Raw genomic sequence first — 15,832 nt, 5'->3', positions numbered from 1 at the left:
CAATGGTGATGTTATAGAAAAAAGGATTAATTTTGTTCATATGAACAGCAAAAATAGCATATTATTAGTTGATCCGGAGTTCGACCCTAATACCGCAACAAACTGCAACCTGTTAATAAAAATTACTGCCGATAGTTTTTCGTATGCTATTATAGATAAAAGCAGTAACCAGCTTAAAGCTGTATACGACCAGCAGGAATGCCAGAATGTAAGCAAACAGCTATCCGAAAAACTAAGAACAGACAGCTATTTAAGTTTGCCGTTTAAAGAAATTAAGGCTTCGGTACATACAGAAAATTCAATAGCTATACCTAACGACTTGTTCAATGAGCAGAGTTTAAATGATTATGCAAAGTTCTTTACCGAAGAACAATCTAACAACCTTTACACTCAGCCTTCTGCAAATTTTGGATTCACATCCATATTTACGCTAAACAAGTTCATAGAAGAAAGTTTAAATATTTCTCTGTCAAACTGCCGGTTATTTGATCATGCGGCACCGGTTTTGGAGCTTTCAAAAAACAATGATAACCTTAGCCTGACACTTGATTTTACTGTAGGCTCATTTAATGCTATATATACAGATGGTGGTAAATTGATATTCCAAAACTACTTTCAAATCGAAAATACCGAGGAATTTAACTACTACCTGCTCTTCATAATCAACCAGCTAAATATTGATGCCTTAAACACCAATATCCATCTAAGCGGAATTATTAACGAAGGAGATGGCCAATACAAATGCATTGAAAAATATTTCAATGCAATAAACTTCACCTCTACAACAGGAAACAAAGCCGACAATAAAATATTAGATGACATGCCTGCTCATTATTACAGCAGCTTATTAGCTCTTGACCAATGCGGATAATTGGCGGAAAACTAAAGGGTATTCGCTTTAATGCACCCGAAAGCCTTCCGGTAAGGCCCACAACAGATATGGCTAAAGAGGCCCTTTTTAATATACTTTACAATACTTACGATTTTGATAGCTGTACCGTTCTCGATTTGTTTTGCGGAACAGGAAATATCAGTTTCGAATTTGCATCAAGAGGAATTGAGCATGTAACCGCGGTTGATAAACACTCAGGCTGCGTTTATTGGGTAAAATCTGTTATCGAAAAATATAAGCTAAATGAAATTGATGTGCAAAAAGCCGATGTGTTTAAGTTTTTGCAAAGTCATACAAAATCCTACCAGATTATTTTTGCGGATCCTCCTTACAATTTGCCAACTATACCATTAATTCCGGAACTGGTAATGAAAAATAACCTGTTAACAGATAATGGTTTGCTTATAGTAGAGCATCCATCGTTATTAAAGCTAAACAACCAACCGGGTTATACCGAAACCAGAAGATATGGTAACTCTTCATTTAGTTTTTTTGAAAAAGCCCCCAATTAGTATATTTAAGTATGAAAATTGCACTATTTCCGGGCTCATTTGACCCAATCACGATAGCTCACGTAGATATTTTAAAACGCGCCCTGCCATTATTTGATAAAATAGTAGTGGGTATTGGCCTAAATAGCTCCAAACAAGGATTCCTTTCGGCAGATAAACGTGAAGAAATTGTAAAAAAAGTTTTTGAGCAAGAGCCAAAAGTAGAAGTAGAACTATACGAAGGCCTTACAGTTGATTTCTGTAAACTAATAAACGCGCAGTACATGGTTAGAGGTGTACGTTCTGTTTCTGATTTTGAGTACGAGAAAGCAATTGCACAAATCAATCAGACTATGATGCCCGAAGTAGAAACAATAATTATTTTAAGTAAACCAGAGTATTCGGCAATAAGCTCAACCATTGTACGCGATATTCTGCGTAACAATGGCGATGTAAGTAAGTTTTTACCGCAGCAGGCTATACCTTTTTTATAGCCTGTAAAGCTGGTTTTACTACCAGTTTATTATCTAAAAGTCCACCAACGTCCAATACCTGTACAATAGAGGGATAAGTATTTTTCAATACCTGATTAAGTTCCAGTTTGCTTAACCAGCTGGCCTTGGTTATTCCTTCTTCTTTTTGAGGAATCAGTTTAGGTTCTCCTTTAACAGTCATACTGTACCAATTGGTTTTCTTAAGCACCAACCTGGTATCAAGGGAATAAACATGATAAGTTTTACACAATTTCTCATCATTAGTGTAAATTTTAACACCGCACTCTTCTTCTACTTCGCGAAGCGCTGCATCCTTCATTTTTTCGTCTTTTTCTACCTTCCCTTTAGGTAAATCCCACTTTTTATTTCTAAAAATAAAAAGATAATTGCCTTTGGCGTTCTTAACCAAACCGCCTGCTGCTTTAATAAGTTCGCAGCTCTTCTTAATCTTCTTAAACAATTTTTTAGGGTCAGCGTCTAGCAAAATATAGTCTTTTCCAGATACTCTTGCTAAATTTTTGTAGAATATTTCGAAATCAAAATCCTGTATGTCAATCTGTTGGATCTTCTTAACCTGTTTAGGCATTAAATCTGCTATAAACAAAGTGTTATCGTTGATATAAATTCTGTAATTTTGGGCCATGTATAATAAAAGTGATATTGAATTAAAGGTAGCTGAATTTTTATTACAAATAAAAGCAATAAAGTTACAACCTAATAATCCATTTACATGGGCATCGGGTTGGAAATCGCCTATTTATTGTGACAATAGGATCACACTTTCCCATCCTTCTGTTAGAACTTACATCAGACAAAAGCTTACGCAGTTGATACAGGAAGAATATGGTTCTGTTGATTTAATTGCTGGTGTTGCAACTGCCGGTATACCTCAGGGTGCATTGGTTGCTCAGGAGCTTGGTTTACCTTTCGCTTATGTTAGGTCAAAAGCAAAAGAGCACGGAACCGGAAGCTTAATTGAAGGAGAAATAGTTGAAGGACAACGCGTTGTGGTTATAGAAGATTTAATTTCGACAGGAAAAAGCAGTCTTCAGGCTGTTGAAGCCTTAAGAAACGCAGGCCTTTCTGTTGCAGGGTTAGTTGCCATCTTTACTTATGGCTTTGATCTGGCAGAAGAAAACTTCAAAGAAGCAAAATGCCGTTTCTCTACACTTTCTAACTACAATACCCTAATAGAATATGCAGCTGAGCATAGCTTCATTGCACAAAACGATGTAGACTTGCTTGCTAAATGGCGTAGAAATCCTTCTGACTGGGGGAAAGAATTAGAACAATTAACTTAATATTATAATGACAGTTATTGAAAGTTCGGTAGAATTAAACCTGCCGATTGAAAAGGTATATGCATTTTTAGCTGATCTGAATAATCATCAGCAGTTAATGCCCGAGCATATTTACAATTGGTCTTCTACAACAGACGAAGCCAGTTTTACTATTCAGAACATGGCTAAATTGGCCATTAAAGTATCTGAGCGTATAGAAAACAAAGAATTAATTGCAATACCTACAGAAAAACCTCCTTTTGATGTTGAATTAAAATGGACCGTAACTGATAATGGTAACGGTGGAACTATTGCAAAACATATTATCTCTGCAGATCTTAATATGATGATGAAAATGCTGGCTGCAAAACCTTTGCAAAGCCTTGCTGATCATCAGACAGAAAGATTAGCTGAAGTATTAAAATAATACATACTTGCACTTGTTGCAGGTAGTATACCCTTAATAATCGTCCGAAAGCTGGCCATATGGCCAGCTTTTTTTATTTTCAGCACTTCCCTATCATTTCGAAATAGCGCAGTTCTTCACAAGATTAGTGTTTCTTCACACCTTCTTCACACATCCTTCACACCAAATACACAAACAGGTACCTTTTTGTGAAGGATGTGTGTAGAAGGTGTGAACTATGTGAGGAAATGGTATAGGCAACAAGGCAACAGATTAAGCAGGATAACTACAACAGCTGCATTAATGCTTCTCTTGAAAATCCCTTTAATTCAGCAGTACGCTCATCGCGGATTTTTTGCACCCATTTGGCATCAGCAAGTAGTGGTCTGCCTACAGCAACCAAATCAAAATCTCCCCTATCCATTCTTCTTATTAATTCTTCCAAAGAACTTGGCTCAGAGCTTTCGCCTTTAAATGCTGCAAGGAACTCTCCTGATAAACCAACAGATCCTACAGTAATTGTTGCTTTTCCTGTAATTTTTTTAGCCCATCCTGCAAAATTAAGATCAGAACCTTCAAATTCAGGTTCCCAGAAACGACGTTGTGAACAGTGAAAAATATCTACTCCGGCATCAACCAAAGGTTGCAGCCATTGCTCCATTTCTAATGGAGTTTTGGCCAGCTGCAAATTATAATCAGATGGTTTCCATTGCGATAATCTTAAAATTATAGTAAAATCTTCGCCTACCTGTCTTCTTACTTCTTTAATAACCTCTACAGCAAACTTAGTGCGTTCAGCTAATGTTTTACCACCATAGCTATCCGTACGGTTATTGGTTCCATCCCAGAAAAACTGGTCAATTAAATAACCATGGGCACCATGTAACTCAACACAATCAAAACCTAGTCTTTTAGCATCTGCTGCAGCCTTTCCGTAAGCTTTAATGGCTGCCTCAATATCCTCTTCGGTCATGGCTACCCCATTCGAAAAGCCTGGCCTGTTCAGATCAGACGGACCTTCGAAAGGTGCTGAAGGCACCCAGCCGGAATGATGATTGTCCATTATACCCATATGCCATATTTGTGGGCCCATGCTACCACCCGCATGGTGAACACCATTAATAACGTCTTTCCATCCTGCTAATGCTGCATCTCCATAAAAATGGGGGATATTAGGATCATTTGATGATGAAACACGATCAATAACTGTTCCTTCTGAAAGGATTAAGCCTACCTCTCCGGCCGCTCTTTTTGAATAGTATGCAGCAACATCAGCTGTTGGTACTCCTCCTGGCGAGAATGAACGCGTCATCGGTGCCATTACTATTCTGTTTTTTATATTTAATGATTTTAAACTAAATGGTCTGAACAAAGTTTCTGTACTCATATTATTGTATTTTAATAAATGCTATATTTCTGATTTAATGATATTGCTTAGTGCAGCAAAGGCCTCTTCATTACGTTTGTAATAAGTCCATTGCCCAAGTCGGGTAGATTCAAGCAGTCCTGATTTTTGGAGTATTGACAGGTATTCTGAAACGGTAGACTGGGTTAAACCCGCCTTTTGTTGTATTTGGCCCACGCAAACCCCTACCTCATCAAAAGCGGCATGCTCTTGTAGCGGAAAATGTTTTTCCGGCTCTTTAAGCCATTGCAAAATCTGCAATCTTGTTTTATTTGATAGTGCTTTAAAAATCTCTAACTGATCCATAGCACAAAGTTATATCGACTTTTCCCGATATTCCTATTAATAAATAAAGAATGACATTATGCTGATAACTTCATTTGTTTCATTACAAAATAAAACCCTACCGATGCAATGGTTAAAGCAGCAACAGTACCCCACCATAAAGTTTCGAAACCAAATGCGGCAGCAACCTTTGTACCTACCAGAGGCGAAAATATATGGGCTACAGAAAACGACAAGGCATTAATACCCATGTAGGCACCTCTCTTTTTTATTGATGATCTTTGCAAGGTAACGGTAGCCATAAAGGGCATGGCCAGAATCTCGGCCAGGCAAATTACAAACATAGACAGGTAAAGCACCGGAATTCCTTTGGCCAGATTCAAAATCAGGAATGATACGGCACACATTACTGTACCTGCCACAATTACCGTTCTCGAGGTAAATCTCTTTTCGGCAATGTGAACCACCAGCATTTCGAGCGAAAATACCACTAAACCGCTAAAGGCCAGTATAACTCCTATTTCGGCCTCTGTCATTTTGTACACGTTTCTGTAATATAATGGAAGTGTGCTCAATAACTGCAAAAAGCAAATGGCAAAGATGCAGGAAAGTACACTAAAAAGCATAAACGGCACATCCTTATAGGGAGATATACTAACTTGATCTTCGTTTTCTTCTGCCACTTCACTTTTCTTTTTCTCGTTGCCTTTACGGTTTCGGAAATAGATAAAAAACAGCGTAGCTGATAAAAGTGCGGCTACTGCATTGCCATAAAACAAGAACGCATACGATATGGCCGCTAAGAAACCACCTAATGCAGGGCCTATTGAAAAGCCAAGGTTCAGGGCCATTCTATTTAGCGAAAATGACCTGATAACATTATCTGGTTTTGAATAATAGGCGATAGAAACTGAGTTTGCGGGCCTGAATGTTTCAGATACCAGACTCAAAGCAAAAACCCCAATGGCAAGCTTTACAACTGTATCTAGCTCGGGCAGCAAAATAAACATTGGTACTGTTAAAATTAAGCTGATCAACTGTACTTTAAAATGCCCTGCTTTATCGGTAAGCCAGCCACCTAAAAAGTTTCCAGAAACGGCTCCCAAGCCAAAACAGCTTAATACCATTCCTGTGTCTTCTAAAGAGAAATGAAGGTGATTGATCATGTAAACTCCTAGAAAAGGGATTACCATTGCTCCGCTTCGGTTTATAAGCATAACCAGGGCAAGCATCCATGCCGGGGTAGATAACCCACGGTAAGCATCTAAGTATAATCGTATAAATTCCTTCATTTAGTATCGGGCAAGCGCCTGTTTTAATATATCGTTCATCGTGTCAATTGGTAAATCCTCATTAGGATCTATCAACATTATTTTCATTCTGGCCCTTTTTTCAATAATCAGATCAGGATGATCGATATGCTTGCTTTCTACAATACCTATGTAAGGTTTGTGATATTTTTTATGAATCCATAAATAGCAAAACATTTTTCCTTTGTAGTAAAAAAATGGTAGCTTATATTTCCATTCAGGGGTAATATTTTTATCAAAAGCCAATAGATAATCTTTTAACGCAAGTAAACAACCCCTTAGGGGCTCATCTTTTTGCAAATAAAAATCATCTAGCGGAGTCAGCATTTTATGAAAAAGGTAGTTATTACAAATGACGGAAAATTAAATCACAAATCTTAGTATCAGACATTTTTTCATTACAACATGTTATTTATCAGACAATTATACAGTTTAAATAAAAAAGAACCGACAAAATTTCCGATTAATAACTAAAAACTAAGATGGCATTTACTTTGTTTAATTGCTGACATGAACTTCAACAACTTTACTATAAAAGCCCAGGAAGCAATTCAACAGGCTTCTGAAATAGCCCAGGGCAATCAGCAACAAGCTATTGAAACGGCACACCTGTTAAAGGGTTTGCTTACTGTTGATGAAAACGTAGTTTCGTACGTTTTAAAAAAATTAAATGTAAATATTAATGTGCTGACTCAACAATTAGATAGTCAGATAGAGAAATTTCCAAAAGTTAGTGGCAGTAATGCTTATTTAGCCTCGGGTACCAATTCTGCTTTGCAAAAAGCACAATCGTACCTAAAAGAATTTAAAGATGAGTTTGTGTCGGTAGAACATCTTTTATTAGGTATTCTGTCTGTTAACGATAACACATCAAAGCTTTTAAAAGATCAGGGTGTAAATGAAAAGGACCTTAAAAAAGCAATTATTGCTTTAAGAGGCGATAGTCATGTTACCGGTCAGAATGCCGAAGCAACTTATAATGCGCTTAATAAATATGCGCGCAACCTTAATGAATATGCCGAATCTGGCAAGCTGGATCCGGTTATTGGTCGTGATGAAGAGATTCGGAGGGTAATTCAAATTCTTTCCAGACGTACCAAAAACAACCCAATATTAATTGGTGAGCCCGGTGTAGGTAAAACCGCCATTGCTGAGGGTATTGCTTTCAGGATTATTAAGGGTGATGTGCCTACAAACCTGAAAACAAAAACAGTTTACTCGCTTGATATGGGTGCATTAATTGCCGGTGCCAAATACAAAGGGGAATTTGAAGAACGCCTGAAAGCGGTAGTTAAAGAGGTTACCCATAGTGATGGCGACATTATTTTGTTTATAGATGAGATCCATACGTTGGTTGGCGCCGGTGGTGGCGATGGCGCTATGGATGCGGCAAATATCCTTAAGCCTGCCCTAGCCCGCGGAGAATTACGTGCGATAGGCGCAACTACACTAGACGAATATCAAAAATATTTAGAAAAGGATAAGGCCCTTGAGCGTCGTTTCCAAAAAGTTATGGTGGATGAGCCTGATACACAGGATGCAATTTCCATCCTTCGTGGATTAAAGGAAAGATATGAAACCCACCATAAAGTGAGGATTAAAGATGAGGCCATTATTGCAGCGGTAGAATTGTCGCAACGTTACATTTCTGATCGGTTTTTACCAGATAAAGCTATCGATTTAATGGATGAGGCTGCTTCTAAACTACGTTTGGAAATGGATAGTGTACCTGAAAAGGTTGATGAGCTAAACCGCAAAATCATGCAACTGGAAATTGAACGCGAGGCCATTAAAAGAGAGAATGACAGCAAAAAAGTTAAGGCTCTTGGTGAAGAAATTGCCAATATGTCGGCCGAGCGTGACGAGATAAAAGCAAAGTGGCAGGGTGAAAAGGACTTGGTAGATAATATTAACAATGAACTTGAACAAATAGAAAATTATAAGCTTGAGGCTGAACAGGCAGAACGTGCGGGTGATTATGGCAAGGTAGCAGAAATACGCTATGGCAAAATAAAGGAAGCTCAGGATAATGTTGAAAAACTGAAAGCTGAATTGGAAAGCATGCAAAGCGAAAGCAGAATGCTTAAAGAAGAGGTAACTGCTGATGATATTGCTGGTGTAGTGGGCAGATGGACCGGAATTCCGGTTACTAAACTGATTTCGAGTGAGCGTGATAAGTTATTGAATCTTGAAAATGAGTTGCATAAACGTGTTGCAGGACAGGACGAGGCTATTGAAGCGATATCTGATGCAATCCGTCGTTCAAGGGCTGGTTTACAGGATAAACGCAAACCAATAGGATCATTCATATTCCTTGGTACAACCGGTGTTGGTAAAACGGAATTAGCCAAAGCATTGGCAGAGTTTCTGTTTAACGATGAAAATGCCATGACCAGGATAGATATGAGTGAGTACCAGGAGCGCCATGCGGTTTCAAGATTAATTGGAGCGCCTCCGGGATATGTTGGATACGATGAAGGTGGTCAGCTAACTGAAGCAGTGCGCAGAAAACCTTATTCGGTTGTATTGCTTGATGAGATTGAAAAAGCGCATCCTGATGTATTTAATATATTACTGCAGGTATTGGATGATGGAAGGTTAACTGACAATAAAGGTAGGGTTGTAAACTTTAAAAATACCATCATCATTATGACATCGAACATTGGGTCGCATCTGATACAGGATAATTTTAAAGAGCTTAATGATGAAAACCGAGAAGAGGTAATTGCCAAAACCAAGAACGAGTTGTTTGAATTGTTAAAGCAAACAATAAGACCAGAGTTTTTGAACCGTATAGATGAGCTGATTATGTTTACTCCGCTTAACCGCAACGAGCTTAGAGACATTGTTACATTGCAATTTAAACATGTACAGGATACTTTGGCAGAAATGGGGATAGATATTGAGGCTACACCTGAAGCGCTGGATTGGCTTTCGGAATTAGGTTATGACCCTCAGTTTGGTGCACGCCCATTAAAACGCGTTATTCAGAAACGTATCCTTAATGAGTTGTCGAAAGAAATTCTTGCAGGCAAGATCGATAAAGACAGCAAAATTAAACTGGACATGTTCGATCATAAGTTTGTTTTTCTAAACAACAAATAACATTTCAATAAACAAAAAAGAGGATGGTTACAGCGTAGTCATCCTCTTTTTTGTTTAACATTTTTATAAATTTCATAAATAAAATAAAAAACTACAGAACATTCCTTTCTTTAATATTGTTATATAAGCATCAACTCTTTTGTAATCATGAAAATTGCTTATATATCCTCTTACCCGCCCCGGGAGTGTGGCATCGCTACTTTCAGTAATAACCTGTTAAAAGCGATTGGTTTGAATAAAAAAATAGTATCTGAAGACAGCTTTGTAGTGGCAATGAACGATTCAGATTCTTTAAATGATTATGAGTACCCCAAAGAGGTTAAATACGTAATTAGACAGGAAAATCAGAAAGATTATATCCGCGCAGCTGATTACATAAATACCAGCATTGCAGATGTTTGTATTTTAGAACATGAATATGGCATTTACGGAGGCGAAAGTGGTGTTTATATTCTGCCGCTTATTGCAAGGCTTCAGAAGCCACTTATTACAATTTTCCATACTATTTTAAGAGATCCGGATTATATGCAGCTTACCATTTTACGGGAGGTGGCAAAATATTCTTCAAGGATTATTGTAATGAGCCATAGGGCTGTTGGTTTTCTGACCAGCATATATGGAATTCCATTTGATAAGATTCAGCTGATTGAGCATGGGGTTCCGGATCTTGAACCTAAAAAAATTAATCCGGTAAAAAACACGCTGGCTTTCAAAAACAAAAAGGTACTTTTTACTTTTGGCCTGATCAGCAGAAATAAAGGGCTGGAAACGGTTATTGAGGCTTTGCCACAAATAGTGGCTAAAAATCCGGATGTAATGTATGTTATTTTAGGAACCACACATCCGGGTGTGATCCGCAACTCGGGAGAGGAATACAGGGATGGTTTAAAGAAGCTTGCGCGGAAGCTGAATGTTGAAAACAATGTTACCTTCATTAATAAATTTGTATCAGAAGAGGAGCTATTCGATTATTTGACGGCTTGCGACTTATATATTACCCCCTATTTAAATGAAGCGCAAATTACCAGCGGAACGCTTTCATATGCCATGGGTGCGGGAACAGCTATATTATCAACCCCTTATTGGCATGCTCAGGAATTACTTGCAGACCATCGTGGAAGGTTATTTGACTTTAAGGATGCGAATGGGCTTGCCGGAGCTGTAAACGAATTGTTTGAGAGCGATGAAAAATTGAATCAGTTAAGATCCAACGCATATGAATATGGATTACACTTGCGCTGGCCAACTACGGGAGAGGTTTTTATAGATGTGCTGGAAGAGGCTATTTCTAAATTTCTGGCAGATAAAGATGTTAGCAATAAGCCTATTATTGACCCAGACATGATGCCTGCTTTTAGCCTTGCACATATACAACGCTTAACGGATGACACCGGTATTGTGCAACATGCCAAATATGGGATACCAAATCTGAAAGAGGGATATTGCCTGGACGATAACTCCAGAGCCCTTACATTAACTATTCTTGCTTACCAGCAAAATAAAAGTAAGGCTGCTTTAGATTTACTGCCTATTTATTTAAGTTACATCCAGTACATGCAATGCGAAGATGGCAGTTTCAGGAATTTTTTAAGTTTTAAAAGGGAATATCTGGACGAAGTTGGCTCAGAAGATTCTTTTGGCAGAACCATCTGGGCATTAGGATATTTAATTAACAATGCTCCTAATAATTCCTATCGCGAATTTGGAAAGGAGTTATTTCTTAAATCTGTTCCTCATTTCAATAAGTTAACTCATTTAAGAGGAATTGCAAATACAATGATTGGGTTAACTCATTTTATGAATGCGCATCCTTATAATGAGCAAATTAAAAGTCAGCTAAATCAACTTGCCGAGCCGTTAAAAGCTGCTTACAAGGCTAACAAAGATGGTCATTGGCATTGGTTTGAGAACAAATTAACTTACGACAATGCAATACTCCCATTGGCCCTTATGTGTCATTTCGAGATAAGTAAAGATCCTGAATCACAAGAAATTGCATTTGAAAGTTTGGAGTATCTTACCCAAAAAACTTTAATAAAAGGGTATTTAAATCCTGTAGGTAATGATGGCTGGCTATATAAAGATAGCGCACAAATGGCTATTTACGACCAGCAGGCAATTGAAATTATGGGTATGGTAATGGTATATTTTAAGGCATACGAGATTACCCGCGACTTAACTTATATAAAACAGATGTACTTAAGCTACCAATGGTTTTTAGGTGAGAACTCTTTGCACATTCCATTGTATGATTATGAAACCAAGGGTTGTGGCGATGGCTTACAAACTTTTGGTGTAAATAGAAACCAGGGAGCAGAGAGCACCTTGGCTTATTGGATATCGCATCTGATTGTGTTAAAAGCATTGGAATCTGAATACGAATTTATTCAGAGCAGTGACCTTACCGCAGCTCAAAAACAAGCTTTTTAATTAATGAACATTCAGATTAGCTTATACTGCCCTTAAGTTTTTGGAGCAATATGTCTATTTTAACTCCGGCAAATGAAGAACAATAATCTGATAATCCGTAAGGGATAATCAATTCTCCATTATGGATAATAGAGCCGCAGGAATACAATACATTTGGTACATATCCTTCCCTTTCGTCGTTATTAGGGATTACCAATGGTTCTTTTAACCTCCCAATTTCAATAGAAGGATCATTTAAATCGAACAGGCTGGCTCCTAAACAATACCTGCGCATTGGGCCAACGCCATGGGTAATAACCAGCCAACCGGCCTCGGTTTCAATTGGCGAGCCACAGTTTCCGATCTGTACAAATTCCCATGGAAATTCAGGTTCCTGAAGTTTAACTGGGTTATCCCATACGGTAAGCCGATCAGAGTACATTAAATAGTTATTAAAGCCATCAATACGCGACATCATGGCGTATTTGCCATTAATTTTTCTGGGAAATAAGGCCAGGTTTTTATTCTGAGCCCCTATGCCGTGCAGTGGACTGATTTTAAAATCATAAAAATCTGTGGTTTGTAATAGCTTGGGCATAATCATGGCTCCGTCAAATGCGGTATAGGTAGCATAATAAATTACGGTACCATCGTCTTTAACAAAACGAACAAATCTTGCGTCCTCTATCCCCTTCCGTTCAAACTCTGAAATGGGAAAAATTACGCGGTCAGAGATATCAGTATCTCTGGAAAAGCTAATTTCATGATAGGTATCAGACAACCAAAGCACCTTGTCGTACTCCAATTTTCTTAGATCTGTTTCCTGTAGATTTTTGGAATCCAGGATAAGTCGGCGCAGTGTAGCGTAATCAAACTTGTCTTCTAATTTTAAACCCACTTCATCCAATACCTCAAGATCTATTTTTGCATCGGCAGCTTTTTTAAGGAAAAGCTTTTTATTATAAATGGCATTTTTTACTACTTCTGCCTCATCTATGTAATTTCCAGAGGGGATTACGGTAATATCGTGATTACGATCTATGAGCGCTCTTCTAAAAACTACTGAAGAAATATGCCCTTCTCCTACAGCTCTGAAACTAATAATTACCCGTCTTTCGCCTTCTACTAAATCAGATTGATCGGGGTCATCAACAATTGATGGATTGAAAAAAGCAGCAGATTCAATAGAATATTCATGAGTAAAATAGGAACCTATGATCAATTTGTGGTACTTATCAAGTTCTTCATAATCAAAACCGGCTGCTTCAATACACTCCTTTACCTTTTTGCAATGTCTGTTCAGGATTTTGGTGATGCTCCTGTGCCGCTTGGAATATTCCTGAAGTAAGGGAGATATAATATCAAAAACTTCAGTAACGGAAAGCTTCATAACTTGTTTAATTACCTCAATAGCTCGTTCTTCGCCATTAAAAAAGAATCTTGCAATTACACGCTTTGGATCAGGATAAACCTTTATTGGTTTTCGTTCTATTAATAGTCTCATAGTGTTATAACACTTTAAGTAGGAACAATGATTTCATGAATGTATATTTTTTTGCTGAAAGCAATATTAAAGTTGTCGTGCATCTAGAATAACCTGACTTAAATTCTGCCAGAATGCCCTAATAATTACTGACAATTATACAATAATAGTCAGATCGACTATATATTTTCATGGGAATTAAATGACAATTTATAGTTGATTGTCACCCTAAAATAATATTGAAACGCTTTACAATTTTTATTTCACTATTAATTAACGAGTTATAAAAAATTGTGATTCAAGCAAAATAAAGCAGATTATGTTTGGCACAGGTGTTGACTATAGAACGTAAATGGTCAGAATATAAAAACTAGCGACTGGCCAGATTATAAATTAAAAAATAAGAAAATGAAAAAATTATTATTATCATTAGTTGCAGTTTCTGCATTAGCATTTACTACCCAGGCACAAACTGAAAAAGGAAAAATTATTGTTGGTGGTAACGTAGCATTTGACACAAATAAATCTGATGCAGACGGTGCAAAATCAAATACAAGCTTTGCAATTGTACCTAGTGTAGGTTACTTTGTTAGCGATAACATTGCAGTTGGTACTGGTGTTGGTTATAGCTACGATAAAACAGTTAGTAAGTTTGAAAACCAAGCTTTTGTAGTTAGTCCTTTTGGTCGTTACTATGCTAACTTATCTGAATCATTCAAATTCTTCGGTCAGTTATCTGTACCAATGGAATTCGGTACTGCTAAAGCTGTAGATGCTGCAGGTAAAGTAGGCGAAAAAGTTGGCTCTAGTACTGAAATTGGTGTTGCATTATCTCCGGGTTTTGCGTTCTTCCCTACTAAAAAAATCGGTATCGAGTTTGCAGTTAACGGATTAAGTTACAACAACTACCGTTTAGAAAATGGTGACGGCGATAAAATAAAAGGTGCCGGTTCTGATTCATTCAGCTTTGGAGCTAACTTTTTCCAACCTAAATTAGGTATCCAGTTCCACTTTTAATAAACTTTACATTTGGTTAGATAAAGAGCCCTTTGCATTTGCAAGGGCTTTTTTTATGATTAATTTTTTATTAAATACTCATAATGGTTTCCTATTTTTGGCCAACTAGCTTATCAAAAATGAAAAAAACTATATTATTTGCAATTGGGTTTGGATTTGTTTTGTCTGCTCAAGCACAGAACAATACATTAAAGCCTATAAAAGAAAACGCAGCTACTGCAGTTAAAAACCAAGGCCAGTCTGGCACTTGCTGGAATTACTCTACCACCTCGCTGATCGAATCAGAAGGAATACGTAAAGGTTTAGGAGAGCTTAATTTATCAGAAATGTTTACTGCACGCAACGTTTACATAGAAAAAGCTAAGAACTACATTCTTCGTCAGGGGAAAGCACAGTTTGGCGAAGGTGGCCTTGGACACGATCTGGTACGTGCTATATCTCTTTATGGCGCAATGCCGCAAGAAGCTTTTCAGGGTTTAAGCGGCGAAATACCTAACCACACCGGACTGGAAACTGCATTAAAAACATACCTTGATGGCGTACTTAAAAAACGCCCTCTTGATAATGACTGGTTAAAAGGCTATGAGCAAATCCTTGATGAAAAAATTGGAGTTCCACCTACTAATTTTGACTACAAAGGCAAAAGCTATACTGCAAAAACCTTTGCTAAAGATGTATTAAAGTTTGATGCTGACGATTATGTAAACATTACTTCTTTTACTCACCACCCTTATTATAGCCAGTTTGTTTTGGAAGCACCTGATAATTTTGCTAACGGATCGTTTTACAACCTTCCATTGGCGGAAATGGTAACTATGACAACTACTGCTGTAAAAAATGGCTATACCATTATGTGGGATGCTGACGTAAGCAGCAGAAACTTTCAGCAGCAAAAAGGCTATGCAATGTTATTTGCTGATACCGCAGATGCTAAACAAGCTGAATTAAACCCTGATATAAAAGAAATTGCCTACACACCTGAGTTGCGCCAGCAATTGTATGAGAATTTAACCACTCAGGATGATCACCTGATGCATCTTATTGGTATGGAACAATCGGCAAATGGCAAGGTGTTCTTCAAAGTTAAAAACTCATGGGGAGATGTTGGGCCTTTTAAAGGTTACATAGAAGTATCTGAACCTTATTTTGCAATTAACACCGTAAGCCTTGTAGTACCAAAAGCGGCGCTTACAAAGGAATTAAAAGGTAAACTGGGCATAAAATAAAACTCACATTATAAACAAAAAGGGCGGTT

The 15,832-nt window shown here is 37.6% G+C and carries 15 protein-coding genes; 9 read left to right on the top strand and 6 right to left on the bottom strand.

Going from position 1 to position 15,832, the window contains the following annotated elements; translation table 11 throughout:
• Window positions 1-40: 40 nt before the first annotated feature.
• From CPT03_RS02040 to coaD, 3 genes are read left to right on the top strand one after another with little or no spacing between them, the layout of a single operon-like run.
• Window positions 41-871: a DUF3822 family protein gene (locus tag CPT03_RS02040; protein ID WP_099437284.1), complete on the top strand. Its 831-nt coding sequence runs from the start codon at window positions 41-43 to the stop codon at window positions 869-871.
• Window positions 862-1,404 carry an RsmD family RNA methyltransferase gene (locus CPT03_RS02035; RefSeq protein ID WP_099437283.1) on the top strand — a complete coding sequence of 181 codons (543 nt, stop codon included), beginning with the start codon at window positions 862-864 and terminating at the stop codon, window positions 1,402-1,404. Before CPT03_RS02040 ends, CPT03_RS02035 begins: the two co-directional genes overlap by 10 nt.
• A gap of 11 nt (window positions 1,405-1,415) precedes the next feature.
• Window positions 1,416-1,877 carry a pantetheine-phosphate adenylyltransferase gene (coaD, locus tag CPT03_RS02030; protein WP_099437282.1) on the top strand — a complete coding sequence of 154 codons (462 nt, stop codon included), beginning with the start codon at window positions 1,416-1,418 and terminating at the stop codon, window positions 1,875-1,877.
• On the opposite strand, the gene CPT03_RS02025 is transcribed toward coaD, so the two are convergent.
• Window positions 1,861-2,463, bottom strand: coding sequence for an NUDIX hydrolase (locus tag CPT03_RS02025; protein ID WP_245869948.1), 603 nt, complete (start codon window positions 2,461-2,463; stop codon window positions 1,861-1,863). The genes coaD and CPT03_RS02025 overlap by 17 nt on opposite strands.
• A 55-nt stretch (window positions 2,464-2,518) precedes the next feature.
• Here CPT03_RS02025 and pyrE point away from each other — a divergent pair, with 55 nt between their 5' ends.
• Together pyrE and CPT03_RS02015 are read left to right on the top strand one after the other, a co-directional pair.
• On the top strand, window positions 2,519-3,178 hold the full coding sequence (gene pyrE / locus CPT03_RS02020) for an orotate phosphoribosyltransferase (RefSeq protein WP_099437280.1): 660 nt from the start codon (window positions 2,519-2,521) through the stop codon (window positions 3,176-3,178).
• Between the two features lie 7 nt (window positions 3,179-3,185).
• Window positions 3,186-3,584 carry an SRPBCC family protein gene (locus CPT03_RS02015; RefSeq protein ID WP_099437279.1) on the top strand — a complete coding sequence of 133 codons (399 nt, stop codon included), beginning with the start codon at window positions 3,186-3,188 and terminating at the stop codon, window positions 3,582-3,584.
• 265 nt (window positions 3,585-3,849) lie between these two features.
• On the opposite strand, the gene CPT03_RS02010 is transcribed toward CPT03_RS02015, so the two are convergent.
• The 4 genes from CPT03_RS02010 to CPT03_RS01995 are packed head-to-tail and all read right to left on the bottom strand — an operon-like array spanning window position 3,850 to window position 6,890.
• Window positions 3,850-4,950 carry an NADH:flavin oxidoreductase gene (locus CPT03_RS02010; protein ID WP_099437278.1) on the bottom strand — a complete coding sequence of 367 codons (1,101 nt, stop codon included), beginning with the start codon at window positions 4,948-4,950 and terminating at the stop codon, window positions 3,850-3,852.
• Between the two features lie 21 nt (window positions 4,951-4,971).
• Entirely contained in the window at window positions 4,972-5,274 is a 303-nt protein-coding gene (locus CPT03_RS02005) for an ArsR/SmtB family transcription factor (protein WP_099437277.1), read from the bottom strand.
• Between the two features lie 56 nt (window positions 5,275-5,330).
• On the bottom strand, window positions 5,331-6,545 hold the full coding sequence (locus tag CPT03_RS02000; protein ID WP_099437276.1) for an MFS transporter: 1,215 nt from the start codon (window positions 6,543-6,545) through the stop codon (window positions 5,331-5,333).
• Entirely contained in the window at window positions 6,546-6,890 is a 345-nt protein-coding gene (locus CPT03_RS01995; protein ID WP_216641587.1) for a DUF1801 domain-containing protein, read from the bottom strand. It abuts the gene before it with no gap.
• 183 nt (window positions 6,891-7,073) lie between these two features.
• On the opposite strand from CPT03_RS01995, the gene clpB reads away from it, so the two are divergent.
• Window positions 7,074-9,668, top strand: a complete 2,595-nt coding sequence (gene clpB, locus CPT03_RS01990; protein WP_099437275.1) for an ATP-dependent chaperone ClpB — start codon at window positions 7,074-7,076, stop codon at window positions 9,666-9,668.
• A 147-nt stretch (window positions 9,669-9,815) separates the two neighbouring features.
• Entirely contained in the window at window positions 9,816-12,098 is a 2,283-nt protein-coding gene (locus CPT03_RS01985; protein ID WP_099437274.1) for a glycosyltransferase family 4 protein, read from the top strand.
• Window positions 12,099-12,114: 16 nt separating this feature from the next.
• On the opposite strand, the gene CPT03_RS01980 is transcribed toward CPT03_RS01985, so the two are convergent.
• Window positions 12,115-13,581, bottom strand: a complete 1,467-nt coding sequence (locus tag CPT03_RS01980; RefSeq protein ID WP_099437273.1) for a glycoside hydrolase family 130 protein — start codon at window positions 13,579-13,581, stop codon at window positions 12,115-12,117.
• Window positions 13,582-13,968: 387 nt separating this feature from the next.
• Here CPT03_RS01980 and CPT03_RS01975 point away from each other — a divergent pair, with 387 nt between their 5' ends.
• Window positions 13,969-14,577, top strand: a complete 609-nt coding sequence (locus CPT03_RS01975; protein WP_099437272.1) for an outer membrane beta-barrel protein — start codon at window positions 13,969-13,971, stop codon at window positions 14,575-14,577.
• A gap of 119 nt (window positions 14,578-14,696) precedes the next feature.
• Window positions 14,697-15,803 (top strand): C1 family peptidase, encoded by a 1,107-nt coding sequence (locus CPT03_RS01970; protein ID WP_099437271.1) that lies wholly within the window; start codon window positions 14,697-14,699, stop codon window positions 15,801-15,803.
• Window positions 15,804-15,832: the final 29 nt, after the last annotated feature.

This window comes from Pedobacter ginsengisoli, assembly GCF_002736205.1.
GTDB lineage: Bacteria > Bacteroidota > Bacteroidia > Sphingobacteriales > Sphingobacteriaceae > Pedobacter > Pedobacter ginsengisoli_A.
Note: the sequence above shows the minus strand (reverse complement) of the source record. Positions and strands in the feature narration are given on the sequence as shown.